Genomic DNA, 13,773 nt, shown 5'->3' on the forward strand with positions numbered 1-13,773 from the left:
GATTATCCCTGCTCTTCCTCTCCTTTGGCGTCGTCGAGCCCCAGTTCCTGGATTTTCCGGGTGATGGTGTTGCGGCCGATACCCAACAGGTTGGCTGCCTCGATGCGGCGACCACCGGTGGCGATCAGGGCGCGGCGGATCAGGGTGCCCTCGAAGCTGCGGGTGAGCAGGTCGAACACCTGGCCGGGATGGGTGGCGATCATGCGGTCCGCTTCCTGGGCTAGGACTTCCTGCCAATCGTAGGGGCCGCTGCTGGAGGTCTGCTCCCGCAATTCGCCGGGCAGGTCGGCCACTTCCACGGACTGGCCGGGGGCCATCACCGTGAGCCAGTGGCAGAGGTTTTCCAGTTGCCGCACGTTGCCGGGGAAGTCGAGGCCGGTCAGGTATTTGACGGCGCTCTCGGCCAGGCGCTTGGGCTCGACCCCCAGTTCCTTGGCGCTCTTGGCCAGGAAGTGCTTGGCCAGCAGGGGAATGTCCTCGCGCCGTTCGCGCAGGGAGGGCAGGCGCAGGCGGATCACGTTGAGGCGGTGGAATAAGTCCTCGCGGAACAGTCCGTCCTTGACCCGCTGCTCCAGGTTCTGGTGGGTGGCGGTGATGACGCGGACGTTGGCCTTGACCGGGGAGTGACCGCCGACCCGGTAGAAATGGCCGTCGGACAACACCCGCAGCAGGCGGGTTTGCAGTTCGGCGGGCATGTCGCCGATTTCGTCGAGGAACAGGGTGCCTCCCTCGGCCTGTTCGAAACGGCCGCGGCGCTGGGCGGCGGCGCCGGTGAAGGCGCCCTTCTCATGGCCGAACAGTTCGGATTCCAGCAGGTCGCGGGGAATGGCGGCAGTGTTGATGGCGATGAAGGGGGATTCCTTGCGCGGGCTGTGGCGGTGCAGGGCGCGGGCCACCAGTTCCTTGCCGGTGCCGGACTCGCCGTTGATCAGCACCGTGGCGTGGGACTGGGACAGGCGGCCGATGGCGCGGAACACCTCCTGCATGGAGGGCGCCTGGCCGAGGATTTCGGGCACCAGGCTGACGGACTCGGGGGCGCTTTCCTGGTGGGGCGTCTCCTCGATGGCGCGGCGCACCAGGTCCACCGCCTGGTCCACGTCGAAGGGCTTGGGCAGGTATTCGTAGGCACCGCCCTGGAAGGCGGCCACGGCGGAATCCAGGTCGGAGTAGGCGGTCATGATGATGACCGGCAGGTCCGGCCACATGGCCTTGACGTGCTTGAGCAGTTCGAGGCCGGACTGGCCGGGCATGCGGATGTCGGACACCAGCACCCGGGGCAGTTGGCCCGATTCCAAAGCGGCCATGGCTTCGACGGCGGAGCTGAAGCTGCGGTAGCTGATTTCTTCACGGGCCAGGGCTTTTTCGAAGACCCAGCGGATGGAGCGGTCGTCGTCGACAATCCAAACCGGATTCATTGTGTTTTGCCTTGTTCGTTGGACAGGGGCAGCTTGATGTGGAAGCAGGTGCGGCCGGGCCGCGATTCCACCTCGATGCTGCCGTGGTGTTGATGAATAAAACTCTGGGTCAGGGTCAGGCCCAGTCCGCTGCCGCCTTCCCGCCCGGAAACCAGGGGATAGAAAATCTTGTCGCGGATTTCCTCGGGAATGCCGGGACCGTTGTCGATCACTTGCAATTCGAGTGCCAGGGGGTAGCGTTTTTTCGCCAGGGTGACCTGGCGCAGGGCGCGGGTGCGCAGGATGATCTCGCCCTTGCCGCTCATGGCCTGGGCCGCGTTGCGGGTGATGTTGAGAATGGCCTGGATCAGTTGTTCCCGGTCGCCGGTCAATTCCGGCAGGGAAGTATCGTAGTCGCGGCGAACGCGAACGCCGGCGAACTCGGCGTGGATCAGGCGCAGCACCCGTTCCAGGATTTCGTGGATGTTCACCTGCCCCGGCTGCATGGTGCGGTGGGAGGAGAGCAGGCGTTGCATCAGATCCTGAAGGCGGTCCGACTCGCTGATGATGACCTGGGTGTATTCCCGCAGGGCCGGGTTGTTCAACTCGCGTTCCAGCAATTGGGCAGAACCGCGAATGCCCCCCAGGGGGTTCTTGATTTCATGGGCCAGGTTGCGGATCAGTTCCCGGTTGGCCTGCTGCTGCACGGCCTCCCGTTCTTCCCGCGCCACCTTGAGTTGCTGGTCGATGGGGCGGAACTCCAGCAGCAGGCGGATGCCCGGCGCCTCCAGCGGCGTGACGGTGCAATCGAGGTGCAGCACCGCCTTCTCGCCCCGGGCAACCTGGATGTTGTGGCCGGTGTAACTCCAGTTGTTGCTGATGGCGCTGTCGAGGGCCGAGGCCAGCACCGAGGAGTTGCCCAGCAGTTGGAAGAGGGAACGCCCCAACCAGGTGCGTTGGCTCACCGCCAACAGATTCTCCGCCGCCGGATTCATGTGGCGGATCAGATTGCGCTCGTCCAGCAGGATGACTGCAGAGGAAAGCAGGTCCAGGCCGGCGAGGGAACCCGCCAGTTCGGCGGAGGGCGCAGCCAGGGAGGCGTCGGGTGAGTTCATGGCGGTCAGGTCAGCAAGAAGTACGCCACAGAATTTTCCATTGTCATAACTGCGCCACTCCTGTGAAACTTAGTGAAATTTTTCCAGTTCACGGCGTAGGGCATCGAGGTTTCGGTTGTGCAGGGCAATGCGATCACGCAGGGCTTGCAGGCGCTCGGGCGCAACACGGGCCGCTTCCTGTTCGGCCAGGGCCTTGCGGGCTTCTTCCAGGCCTTTTTGCTCACTGGCCACCTCCTGGTCGAGGATGCGGCGGCGGTCATTGTCACGGCTTTTCTGGGTGTCGCCGCTGACCTTGGGAAAGTCGGCGGGTGAACTGGTGGAGCTCTTGGCGCGGGCCGGTGCGGAGACGGCGGCGGGGCCGTCGCGGGAAACCACGGTGCAGTTGCGGTAACCGTCGCGGGTGTTGGTGTAGGTGGTACCGCCGTTTTCGCTGGTGCATTTGTAAAGCACGCCGGCCTGGGCGGCGGCGGGGATGAGCAGGGCGAGCAGAAGTGGACGGAAGCGGAGGCTCATGGCGTGGATCGGTAATGGAATTGGCACCAGTGTAGTGCCAAGGGCTGGAAATAAAAAAGGACGGGTTGCCCCGTCCTTTTTACGCCGCACTTCCGAGGAAGTTAGACAGAGTAGTACATGTCGAACTCGACCGGGTGAGTGGTCATGCGGAAGCGGGTCACGTCTTCCATCTTGAGGCCGATGTAGGCGTCGATCCAGTCACTGGAGAACACGCCGCCGCGGGTCAGGAACTCGCGATCCTTGTCCAGGTATTCCAGGGCCTGTTCGAGGCTGGAGCACACGGTGGGGATCTTGGCGTCTTCTTCGGGGGGCAGATCGTACAGATTCTTGTCGGCGGGATCGCCGGGGTGAATCTTGTTCTGCACGCCGTCCAGGCCGGCCATCATCAGGGCGGTGAAGGCCAGGTAGGGGTTGGCACCGGGATCGGGGAAGCGGGTTTCGATACGGCGAGCCTTGTCGCTGTGAACGAAGGGGATACGGATGGAAGCGGAACGGTTCTTGGCGGAGTAGGCCAGCTTCACGGGGGCCTCGAAGCCGGGCACCAGACGCTTGTAGGAGTTGGTCAGCGGGTTGGTGATGGCGTTCAGGGCGCGAGCGTGCTTGATCACGCCGCCGATGTAGTACAGGGCGAACTCGGACAGGCCGGCGTAGCCGCTACCGGCGAACAGGTTCTTGCCGTCCTTCCAGATGGACTGGTGCACGTGCATGCCGGAACCGTTGTCGCCAACGATGGGCTTGGGCATGAAGGTGGCGGTCTTGCCGTATTGGTGGGCCACGTTGTGCACGATGTACTTCAGGGCCTGGGTCCAGTCGGCGCGCTTCACCAGGGTGGCGAACTTGGTGCCGATTTCGTTTTGACCGGCGGTGGCCACTTCGTGGTGGTGCACTTCGACGGGGATGCCGATGGCTTCGAGGGCCAGCACCATTTCAGCGCGGATGTCGTTGAAGGAGTCGACGGGGGGAACGGGGAAGTAGCCGCCCTTCACAGCGGGACGGTGACCGGTGTTGCCACCTTCGAACTTCTCGGAAGAGGACCAGGCGGCTTCTTCGGAATTAATCTTGACGTGGGCGCCGGACATATCCACGCCCCATTCGACGGAGTCGAAAATGAAGAATTCGGGTTCGGGGCCGAAGTAGGCGGTGTCGCCCAAGCCGGAGGACTTCAGATAGGCTTCGCCACGCTTGGCGATGGAGCGGGGGTCGCGGTCGTAGCCCTTGCCGTCGGTGGGGTCCACCACGTCACAGGTCAGCACCAGGGTGGTTTGATCGAAGAAGGGATCGATGTAGGCGGAGTCGGCATCGGGCATCAGTTGCATGTCGGAGGCTTGAATGCCCTTCCAGCCGGCGATGGAGGAACCGTCAAAGGCATGGCCGTCTTCGAACTTTTCCAGGCCGAAGGCGGACACGGGCACGCCAACGTGCTGTTCTTTGCCGCGGGTATCGGTGAAGCGGAAGTCGACGAATTTGACTTCTTGCTCCTTGACAATCTTCATCACATCTTGAGGCGTGGTCATATTGGTTGCGCTCCTAAGCGTTAAACACAGATCAGATTGGGAACTGGCGATATTTTTCGCAGTCCGGCGATTTAGCAGCTTCTATGCCAAACGCCGGAAAAGAGGGGAGTAATTGTGCCATAACGAATTTCCCCCAGCCTGATCATCGTCAATCAAATATGTAGCACCTTTATGGTGCAAAAAACAAATAATACGCATCATTGTTGTGCGAAGCTAGGATTTTCGGCGAGAAAACACCTCCCGAGGGCGCATTTCGGCGCGTCAATGGTGCACTGCCGAGGCGCAGCCGTCTGCGGGGCGTGCGGGGAATGTGGTCGCAGCGAAGACAGGGTGTCTGCTGTGGCACACGAACTGGCCGGAACGAGGGCGGTGGGGATGAGGGTGACAACGCTGGGGCTACTCCCTACTGGCGGTTCGCCCGGCCAGTAGGGAATGCCTTGCAGCGTCAGTGCCCGATTGTTTCTAGTTGCCCAACACGCCCTTGAGGCCGGTGTAGATGGAAATGGCCGTGGTGGCGAGGGTGGTGATGGTGCCGATCATGTCGTTCAGCTTGTTGGCGATGGCGTGGGCCTTTTCAGCGCTTTCCTTGCCCTTGCCCAGGGTCTGCGCCAATCGCAGCGCGGCGCTGTCGCGGTTTTCCCGCAGTTGGCGGCGCACCCGCAGCATGGTGCCGACCACCGCGCCACTGATGAAGCTGAAGCCGACGCTGGCGGCATATTCAAGAAACTCGCGCCATTCCCGCGCGTCCTGGGGCAGGACCGGGACATGGTCCACCTGCGCGGTCATCCAACTCATGCCGAGCACCGCCAGCAGCGCCATGGCAAAGGCGCTGACCAGGGTCGTGGTCAGGCCGACGGCGTGGCGACGCAGCAGGAAGAAACCGAAAGGCAGGGGAATCAACAGGGATACCAGGCGCAAGTACAAGGTGTCCAGGTCGTACGCCAGCACGATCAGGCCGTGGGCCGTGAGCAGCAGGGCTAGGGGCAACAGCCAGAACTGTAGCCAGCGGCCGAGCAGGGTGGGCCAGGACGGCGCGGCCAAGGCCGCCGTCGCCGGCGCTGCCGCAAGAACGTCCTGGTGCAACTGCGCTTCCAACTCCTCGATGCGGGATTGGAGGATGGGCACGGCTGCCGCTTGCTGTTCCAGCGTTTCGATCTTCGCCAGAAGCGGTTTGAACAAGTACAGATCGCGGCGGCAGTGGACGCAGACGAGGGCGTCGTCGTTGAGTTCGGAAACGCAGTAGGGACACTTCATGAAGCTTATTTCACGACCTTGAGTTCGACGATGGAGCTGGACTGACGACCCTCGCTATCGGTGACGGACACCCGGATCTGATGGTCGCCAGGGGGCACTTCCGCGCCGGACAAATCAATGCCGGTCTCGCTCAGGCCCGGCTTGACCCGGTCGAGCAGCTCCACCGAGGGCGACTTGAGGTAGGTCACCTTGACGCTGGAGAGGTCGATCTTGGCGCCGCCCCGGGGTTCGAAGGCCACCTTCAGATTGAGGGGCGACTTGATGTCCTGGGATGGGTCGGGGGAAATCTGCTTGATGCCGGGACCTCGGGTGATGCCGCGCGTGGCCAGGCCGCCGCTGGCGGCGGGGAGCTTGGCCTCGCTATCCTTGATCAGGGGGGCGGCGGAGGCGCTGGTCGAGACGGCCAGCACGGCGGCGGAGACGAGGGACAGCAGCAAGGTCTTGTTCATAAAGGCTCCCGCAAAAAAGGTTTAGTCGCCCACCACGATGAAGGGCGCCCAGAATAACGGATGAGCGTAGGAAAAGCTGACACGCTTGGTTTTGGCGTCCACGCTGCCCGGTCCATCCATCAGGCCCAGCATGGCCTGGCGCAGGGCTTCGGCCTTACCCAGGCTGGCGTTATCGCTCTGGCGGCGGAACAGGTCCGTCATTAAGCCGCGGGCGGCCACGGTTTCCACCGGCCAGTTGGACACCAGCAGGGCCCGGGCGCCGGCGTAGAAAAAGGCCCGGCCCAAGCCGGACACGGCCTCCGATCCGGCGCCCTCGCCGGCCGCCGTGTTGCAGGCGGAGAGCACCACCCAGTCGGCATTGAGCTTGAGGGTAAGGATTTCTTCCATGGTCAGCAGGCCGTCGCCGCCCGGGTCGGCCACTTCCGGCGAGGTCAGGGCCAGGGCCGGTTGAGTCAGGCCATCCAGTTCGCCGGGGACCAGGCCGTGGGTGGCGAACATCACCACCCGGCGGTTGTTGAGGGGGGTATTCAGCACGGTTTTTTCCGTGGCCCGGGCTTGCAGGTAGATGTCCTGGGCCGGATCGGCCTTGAGCACCTTGGCGATTTCGCTGATTTCCTCCTGGGTGTCCGGCAGGCGCGGTAGCAGGGAAAGCTCGGCGGAACTGACGCCGGAGGTGTGGGGCGCGCTGCGCAACTTCAGCGGTGCGCCACGGGTCGCCAGTTGGCTGCTGGCCAGGGCAACCTTGGCCTTGCGGGCCTGGTCGACGCTGAACAGTGGGTCGCCAAAGCCGATGAATGGGCGGCGGTTGGCATCGCCCGGTGGTAGTTTGCGCAAGCTGGCGAGTGCCGTAACGGAAGGTAATTGCGCAACCGCGATGCGACGAGCCAGCCAGGGGACTTGGCGGTAGCCCTCAAAGGGCGGCATGGTTTTGGCAACCCCAGCGACGGACTCGGTGGGCAGTAGGGGCAAGGGTAGTTGGCCTAATTCGGCATGGGGGACAGCGAGCAGAACTTGAGCCTTGCCCCATACCGATTCCACCGGTTTGAGGATGGCGGCGTACAACTGATAGGACTTGGACAAATCAAAGTCGGGAATTTCATCAATGGAGGCGACGCCGGGATCAAGGGCCTGTCGAAGCTTGGTCACGATTTTGCTGAGTTCGGTCCGGTTAAGGCCCACATCAAAAAACTGTGGCTCGCCGTCTTTGGATATCGCCCATACCCAGCCCCCCTCTTCGCCAAAGTACCAGGAAACCAGGGCCTCTCCCGGCCGCAGCAGGCGTTGGGCGCCTGCCAGGGTAGCGGGCTGGGGTTCCACCAGGTCGGCATAGTCCGGGAAACGCTGGGAAATGGTTTTCTTCAGTTGTTGCCGTTCGGACTTGAGCGTGTCGATATCCTGCTTCAGCTTGGCCTGGATTTGCGGCAATTGCTGATCCGGTGGCGACGACAGCAACTGGGTCAGGAGGTTGGTTAAGGCGTTGCTGCGCTGCTGGGCATCCTGCTCGCGTCGGGCCAGGTCCGCCAGTTGGGGATCGGCGATGGTGGCCCGGGCGGCGCTGGCAGTCAGGGCACGCTGCACACTGCTGCCCCGGGCAATGTCTGCCAGGCGGAAGGACTCCGCCGCGGCCTCCCGGCGCAGGGCCGGGTTGTCCCGTGCATCCTCCGCCAGCAGGCGAATATAGCGTTCGATCAGCGTATTCAGTCGACGGACATGTTTTGCGCTGCCGGTGCCAGCATCTTCATCGGAACGGGCTTGTTCGATCAGAATGGGCAGGGATTCGCGGAAAGCCTTGCGGGCCGCGTCATGGTCTCTCTTGTCGGCCAGGGCCATGGCATAGAAGGCCCTGGCTTCGGCCGTTTTCAATCCCTTTTCGCCAAAGTTGCGGACATATTTGTCCAGCATGGCCTTGGACATGGATTCCGCGCCACTGATGTTCCTGACACGCAGCATGGCTAGCACCCAGTCCAGGTCGCCGGAGCCATAGCGCCTGGCCACTTCCGGGTCTGCCTCAAGGGCTCTGCGCATTTCTTCAAACGCCTTGACGGCATCGGCATAGCGTTGCTGGGCGACCAAGGTGATGGCCAAGGATTTGCGGGCGTTGGCAATGGCTATGGATTCGGGGGCGGCGCCGGACTCCTGTAGCGAACGAATAGCTTCTTCCGCCAGCCGGATGGCTTCGGGGTAACGGTTTTCCTCGGCAATGACATTGGCCAGTTGCAGCAGGCCTTGTCCCGTGTCGATGCTGGCGCGGCCAACCCGTTCAAGGGAGTGGCGCAGGGCCTGGCGGATGAAGATTTCCCCTTCCAGGAGCTTTCCTTGGGCCACCAGGGTTTGGCCGATGTTGCGCTCCAGCCCATCGCGGAATCGTTCGCTATTGTTCAGGGCATTGGGGCTCAGGTTGGGGTGAGTGGCACCACCCCTTAACTGGGCAATAAAACTTTCCACCCAGCGTAGCGCCTTGCGATACGCACCCTCGGCCTCGATCATGCGACCCTGGGATTTAAAGGATTCGGCACGTGCCCGTTCGGTCTTGGCATTCCAGTCCGCTTCGAAGAAGGCATAGTTGCGGCTGTTTTTCAGTACCCCGATCAGGCCCTCGATTTCCTTGAGCTGCACCGAGGCGGCATCGAAATCGCCCACCAGGCCGTACTGCATCACCAGGGTCTGGCGAATGGAGAGTTGAAGTCCCTTGATGCCGGCAGGAGCTGTCTTGAGGGCGGTTTCCGCGGTTGTGAGGGCCCGGACCAAATTGCCGCCGCTGTTCTCCGCGCTGGCCAGTTCCAGCAGCATGCGGACGTATTCATCCGCGCCAGCAAGCTTGGCCAGTTCCGACGCCTTGCGTAGATCGGCGATCTGCTGGTTGATCCGACCAATTTTGGCGGCGGCACTGCCGCGCTTCCAATAGAACTGGGATAGGCTGGCATTGTCGGCACCGCTTGGTTCTGGCTGGTCGGCCTCCGCCAGGGACTTGGCGGCCAGGGTGGGGTCCGGCTTGTAGTGGGCCAGTTGGCGGGTGATGTCGTCGATGGTGCGCGGCGGCACCCGGGGCATGGGCTCATCCGCCGCATGGGACGTCGTGGCGGCCGCCACCAAAGCGGCCATGGCCCAGCGATGCCAGTGGTAAAATGCCGAAGGTTTCACCTGCGCTTCTCCCTTGTATCTCCAGGGTTTTCACCCTGGCACGGCCCAACGAAAGCCGGATTTTCCCTATTCCCGACCACTATGCAAGTCGCCCCCATCAGTTTCGACAAGTTCAACGCCCTGGCCGACCAGGATGCCCAGGCCCGCATCGTCGCCGCCAAGGCCAAGCTCGGCAAGCGGGTGGTGATTCTTGGCCACCATTATCAACGGGCCGACGTGTTCCAGCATGCCGACCTGTCGGGCGACTCCCTCAAACTGTCGCGCCTGGCTTCCCAGACCGATGCCGAATACATCGTCTTTTGCGGCGTGCACTTCATGGCCGAGGTGGCGGACATCATGTCCAAGCCCGAGCAAATTTCCATCCTGCCCGACCTGGCCGCCGGCTGTTCCATGGCCGACATGGCCAACCTGGCCAAGGTGGAGCGCTGCTGGCGCGAGCTGGGTACGGTGCTGAATCCGGACGAGACGATCACCCCCGTCACCTACATCAACTCCGCCGCCGACCTGAAGGCCTTCTGCGGCGAGCACGGCGGCATCGTCTGTACTTCCTCCAACGCCCCCAAGATCATGGAATGGGCCTTCGCCCAGCGGGAGAAGATTCTGTTCTTCCCCGACCAGCATCTGGGCCGCTGGAGCGGCTACAAGATGGACATTCCCCTGGACGACATGGTGGTCTGGGACCCGGACCAGGAAATGGGCGGCCTCACCGCCGAACAGATCAAGCAGGCCAGGATCATCCTTTGGAAGGGCCACTGCGCCGTGCACCAGATGTTCCAGCCCAACCACATCCTCAAGTTCCGCAATCAGTACCCGGACGGCATCGTCATCAGCCACCCCGAGTCGGCCTTCGAGGTGTGCAAGCAGTCCGACTACGTGGGCAGCACCGAATACATCCTCAGCACCGTCAAGGCCGCCGCGCCGAACACCCGCTGGCTGGTGGGCACCGAATTGAATCTCGTCGAGCGCCTGGCGGAGGAGGTCAAGCACGAGGGCAAGATCGTCCAGTTCATGTCCCCCACCATCTGCATGTGTTCCACCATGCAGCGCATCGACCCCCAGCACCTGGCCTGGACCCTGGAGAACCTGGTGGAGGGCAAGGTGGTCAACCGCATCGAAGTGCCCCAGCACGAAGCCAAGCTCGCCAAGATTTCCCTGGACCGCATGCTGGCGGTGTCTTGATTGGGCAGGGGCTGGAGGCTAGGGACTAGGGGAAACCCGGGACCGAACCTTGGTAGATACAAATATAAAGGGTGAGAAAAACCAAAGGCATTCTTGAATGTCTTGCCGCCCTAGCTCCTAGCCCCTAGCTCCTAGCTCTCCATCCCCGCCGCTATAATCGCGGCCTTTGCCGTCAATGCCTTACGCAAGCATCACAATGCCCTTCGATCCCAAACAACACCTGTCTTCCCTGTTGCGCACCGCCCTGGCCGTGGTCGCCCCCGACCAGGCGGCCACCGAAATCCTGCTGGAACGTCCCCGCGACGCCAGTCATGGCGACTGGGCCAGCAATCTGGCCATGCAACTGGCCCGGGCGCTGAAGAGCAACCCGCGCAAGATTGCCGAAAGCCTGCTGGCGGCCCTGCCGCCCTCCCAATGGCTGGCCAAGGTGGACATTGCCGGCGCCGGCTTCATCAATTTCACCCTCACCGCCGCTGCTAAGACCCGGGTGGTGCACAACGTCCTCGCCGCCCAGGACGGCTACGGCAAGGGCGAGGCCAAGGAAGGCAAGGTCCAGGTCGAGTTCGTCTCCGCCAATCCCACCGGTCCCTTGCACGTGGGCCACGGTCGCGGCGCGGCCGTGGGCGACTGCCTCTGCCGCCTGCTGGACGTGGCGGGTTGGAACGTGACCCGGGAGTTCTACTACAACGACGCCGGTGCCCAGATCGACAACCTGACCCGCTCGGTGCAACTGCGGGCCAAGGGCGTCACCCCGGACAGCCCCGAGTGGCCCGAGGACGGCTATCGCGGCGACTACATCATGGACGTGGCGAAGGCCTTCCTCGCCAAGGAATCCGTGGTGTCCGACGACCAGCAATTCACCGCCAACGGCGATGCCGACGACGCCGAGGCGATTCGCCATTTCGCCGTGGCCTACCTGCGCCGCGAGCAGGACCACGACCTGAAAGCCTTCGGTGTCAAGTTCGACGTGTTCTCCCTGGAGTCCGCCCTGTACACCGACGGCAAGGTGGACGCCGCCGTGCAGACCCTGGTCAAGAACGGCTACACCTATGAGCAGGACGGCGCGCTGTGGCTGCGCACCACCGACTTCGGCGACGACAAGGACCGCGTCATGCAGAAGAAGGACGGCGGCTACACCTACTTCGTGCCCGACGTGGCCTACCACTTGGACAAATGGCAGCGCGGCTTCACCAAGGTCATCAACGAGCAGGGCGCCGACCACCACAGCACCGTGACCCGCGTCCGCGCCGGCTTGCAGGCCCTCCAGGCCGGCATTCCCCAGGGCTGGCCCGAGTACGTGCTGCACCAGATGGTGATGGTGATGAAGAACGGCGAGGAGGTGAAGATCTCCAAGCGCGCCGGCAGCTACGTCACCCTGCGCGACCTGATCGACGAAGTGGGCAAGGACGCCACCCGCTACTTCCTGGTGGCCCGCAGCCCCGATTCGCAACTGGTGTTCGACATCGACCTGGCCAAGTCCAAGAGCAACGAGAACCCGGTCTATTACATCCAGTACGCCCACGCCCGCATCTGTTCGGTGTTGCAACAAGCTGAGGATAAAGGGGCAGGTGCATCTTTCCTGGGCCAAATCGAAAGTCTTGATTTGTCCTCTCTGGGCAGCGAACGGGAACTGGCCCTGTGCGCCCGTCTCAGCGCCTACCCGGCCCTGATCGAGGCCGCCGCCCGGGAATACGCGCCCCATCTGGTGGCCACCTACCTCAAGGATTTGGCGGCCGATTTCCACGGCTGGTACAACAGCGACCGCGTGCTGGTGGAGGACGTCGCCACCCAGAACGCCCGTCTGGCCCTGGCCCTGGCCACCCGCCAGGTATTGCGCAACGGTTTGAACATTTTGGGCGTGCAAGCGCCAGAGAGCATGTGAGATGAGCCGCGATTCCAAGTCTTCCCCGCGTGTTTCCCTGAGCCACGGCGCGCCCGCCAAGCACCACGGCAGCACCGTGCTGGGCATCGTCATCGGCGTGGTGATCGGCGTGCTGATCGCCTTCGCCTTGGTCTGGTACATGAACCGCGCCACCATGCCCTTCCAGGACAAGACCAACCGCAACGGCGACAAGACCGCCGCCGCCAAGCCGGCCCCCGCCCCGGCGGCCCCCGGCGCCGCCACGCCGGAGCCCCTGCCTGGCAAGCCCGGCGACAAGCCGGTGGAAAAGCCCCGCTTCGAGTTCTACAACATCCTGCCCGGCAAGCAGGACGCCGCTCCCGACCACGCCCCGGCACCGGCCGCCGCCGCGCCGGCCGCGCCCGAACAGACCACCTACCTGCAAGTGGGCGCTTTCCAAAAGCCCGCCGATGCCGACAACCTCAAGGCCAAGCTGGCCCTGATCGGCGTTGAAGCCAGCGTCCAGCAGATCACCATCGCCGACAAGGGCACCCTGCATCGCGTGCGCACCGGGCCCTACACCAAGCTGGACGACATGAACAAGGTGCGGACCCTGCTCAGCCAGAACGGCATCCAGGCCACCGTGGTCAAGGGCGGAAACTAATTCCGGCCCCGGCGGGTCCCAGGCATTCCCAACACGATACGCACAACCCTCGATGGAGTCCTCCATGCGCGCATTCAAGTCCTTGTTGCTGTCCCTCGTCCTGGCCGCCACGGCCTTCGCCGCCACCGCCGCCGAGCCCCAGGAGGGCAAGGACTACGTGACCCTCAACCCCGCCGTGCCCGGCGACAGTCCCGGCAAGGTCGAGATCACCGAATTCTTCTGGTACGGCTGCCCCCACTGCTACCACTTCGAACCCACCTTCAACCAGTGGGCCAAGAAGCAGGCCAAGGATGTCACCGTGCGCTTCATCCCCGCCCCCCTCAATCCTTCCTGGACCCCCGGTGCCAAGCTCTACTACGCCCTGGACGCCCTCGGCCTGCAAGACAAGCTGCGCAACGACATCTTCGCCGCCATCCACACCGAGCGCCAACTGTCCCCCAACGACGAGCGGGGCTTCGCCGCCTGGTTGGGCAAGAAGGGCGTGGACACCGCCAAGTTCGCCGAGGTGTACGGCTCCTTCAGCGTGCAAAGCAAGGTGCAGCGCGCCGGCCAGTTGAGCAACGCCCACAAGATCGACGGCACGCCCTCGGTGGTCATCGCCGGCAAGTACCGCATCGTCGAACCGGCGGGCATGGCTCCCGAACACTTCATGCAGGTGGCCGACGCCCTGGTGGCCAAGGCCCGCAAGGAAATTGGCAAGTAAGCCCGGT

The 13,773-nt window shown here is 63.5% G+C and carries 11 protein-coding genes; 4 read left to right on the forward strand and 7 right to left on the reverse strand.

Going from position 1 to position 13,773, the window contains the following annotated elements; all coding sequences use genetic code 11:
• Positions 1 to 2: 2 nt before the first annotated feature.
• From ntrC to ACYQ2U_RS07650, 7 genes are all read right to left on the reverse strand, one after another.
• Positions 3 to 1,415, reverse strand: coding sequence for a nitrogen regulation protein NR(I) (gene ntrC, locus ACYQ2U_RS07620; protein ID WP_459949759.1), 1,413 nt, complete (start codon positions 1,413 to 1,415; stop codon positions 3 to 5).
• Positions 1,412 to 2,509: a nitrogen regulation protein NR(II) gene (glnL, locus tag ACYQ2U_RS07625; protein WP_459949760.1), complete on the reverse strand. Its 1,098-nt coding sequence runs from the start codon at positions 2,507 to 2,509 to the stop codon at positions 1,412 to 1,414. Before glnL ends, ntrC begins: the two co-directional genes overlap by 4 nt.
• A gap of 69 nt (positions 2,510 to 2,578) precedes the next feature.
• Positions 2,579 to 3,022: a DUF4124 domain-containing protein gene (locus tag ACYQ2U_RS07630; RefSeq protein ID WP_459949761.1), complete on the reverse strand. Its 444-nt coding sequence runs from the start codon at positions 3,020 to 3,022 to the stop codon at positions 2,579 to 2,581.
• A 101-nt stretch (positions 3,023 to 3,123) separates the two neighbouring features.
• A complete protein-coding gene (gene glnA / locus ACYQ2U_RS07635) occupies positions 3,124 to 4,536 on the reverse strand; it encodes a type I glutamate--ammonia ligase (protein ID WP_459949762.1) in 1,413 nt (470 codons plus the stop codon).
• A 462-nt stretch (positions 4,537 to 4,998) separates the two neighbouring features.
• A complete protein-coding gene (locus ACYQ2U_RS07640; RefSeq protein WP_459949763.1) occupies positions 4,999 to 5,790 on the reverse strand; it encodes a hypothetical protein in 792 nt (263 codons plus the stop codon).
• A gap of 5 nt (positions 5,791 to 5,795) precedes the next feature.
• The gene (locus ACYQ2U_RS07645; RefSeq protein WP_459949764.1) at positions 5,796 to 6,239 is read right to left on the reverse strand and encodes a hypothetical protein; all 444 of its coding nucleotides are present in this window, start codon (positions 6,237 to 6,239) and stop codon (positions 5,796 to 5,798) included.
• Between the two features lie 21 nt (positions 6,240 to 6,260).
• A complete protein-coding gene (locus tag ACYQ2U_RS07650) occupies positions 6,261 to 9,380 on the reverse strand; it encodes a CHAT domain-containing protein (RefSeq protein ID WP_459949765.1) in 3,120 nt (1,039 codons plus the stop codon).
• Between the two features lie 81 nt (positions 9,381 to 9,461).
• Between ACYQ2U_RS07650 and nadA the strand changes: the two genes are divergently transcribed.
• The 4 genes from nadA (at position 9,462) to ACYQ2U_RS07670 (ending at position 13,766) form a co-directional block, all read left to right on the forward strand.
• On the forward strand, positions 9,462 to 10,559 hold the full coding sequence (nadA, locus tag ACYQ2U_RS07655) for a quinolinate synthase NadA (RefSeq protein WP_459949766.1): 1,098 nt from the start codon (positions 9,462 to 9,464) through the stop codon (positions 10,557 to 10,559).
• A 196-nt stretch (positions 10,560 to 10,755) separates the two neighbouring features.
• On the forward strand, positions 10,756 to 12,441 hold the full coding sequence (gene argS, locus ACYQ2U_RS07660; protein ID WP_459949767.1) for an arginine--tRNA ligase: 1,686 nt from the start codon (positions 10,756 to 10,758) through the stop codon (positions 12,439 to 12,441).
• A 1-nt stretch (position 12,442) separates the two neighbouring features.
• Positions 12,443 to 13,063 (forward strand): SPOR domain-containing protein, encoded by a 621-nt coding sequence (locus ACYQ2U_RS07665; RefSeq protein ID WP_459949768.1) that lies wholly within the window; start codon positions 12,443 to 12,445, stop codon positions 13,061 to 13,063.
• A gap of 64 nt (positions 13,064 to 13,127) precedes the next feature.
• A complete protein-coding gene (locus ACYQ2U_RS07670) occupies positions 13,128 to 13,766 on the forward strand; it encodes a thiol:disulfide interchange protein DsbA/DsbL (RefSeq protein WP_459949769.1) in 639 nt (212 codons plus the stop codon).
• Positions 13,767 to 13,773 lie beyond the last annotated feature (7 nt).

The organism is Denitratisoma sp. agr-D3 (genome assembly GCF_054658675.1).

What these genes read in the sequence shown, in the direction of transcription:
- ntrC (WP_459949759.1), bottom strand. Translation starts at nt 1,415, where the DNA reads ATGAATCCGGTTTGGATTGTCGACGACGACCGCTCCATCCGCTGGGTC.
- glnL (WP_459949760.1), bottom strand. Translation starts at nt 2,509, where the DNA reads ATGAACTCACCCGACGCCTCCCTGGCTGCGCCCTCCGCCGAACTGGCG.
- ACYQ2U_RS07630 (WP_459949761.1), bottom strand. Translation starts at nt 3,022, where the DNA reads ATGAGCCTCCGCTTCCGTCCACTTCTGCTCGCCCTGCTCATCCCCGCC.
- glnA (WP_459949762.1), bottom strand. Translation starts at nt 4,536, where the DNA reads ATGACCACGCCTCAAGATGTGATGAAGATTGTCAAGGAGCAAGAAGTC.
- ACYQ2U_RS07640 (WP_459949763.1), bottom strand. Translation starts at nt 5,790, where the DNA reads ATGAAGTGTCCCTACTGCGTTTCCGAACTCAACGACGACGCCCTCGTC.
- ACYQ2U_RS07645 (WP_459949764.1), bottom strand. Translation starts at nt 6,239, where the DNA reads ATGAACAAGACCTTGCTGCTGTCCCTCGTCTCCGCCGCCGTGCTGGCC.
- nadA (WP_459949766.1), top strand. Translation starts at nt 9,462, where the DNA reads ATGCAAGTCGCCCCCATCAGTTTCGACAAGTTCAACGCCCTGGCCGAC.
- argS (WP_459949767.1), top strand. Translation starts at nt 10,756, where the DNA reads ATGCCCTTCGATCCCAAACAACACCTGTCTTCCCTGTTGCGCACCGCC.
- ACYQ2U_RS07665 (WP_459949768.1), top strand. Translation starts at nt 12,443, where the DNA reads ATGAGCCGCGATTCCAAGTCTTCCCCGCGTGTTTCCCTGAGCCACGGC.
- ACYQ2U_RS07670 (WP_459949769.1), top strand. Translation starts at nt 13,128, where the DNA reads ATGCGCGCATTCAAGTCCTTGTTGCTGTCCCTCGTCCTGGCCGCCACG.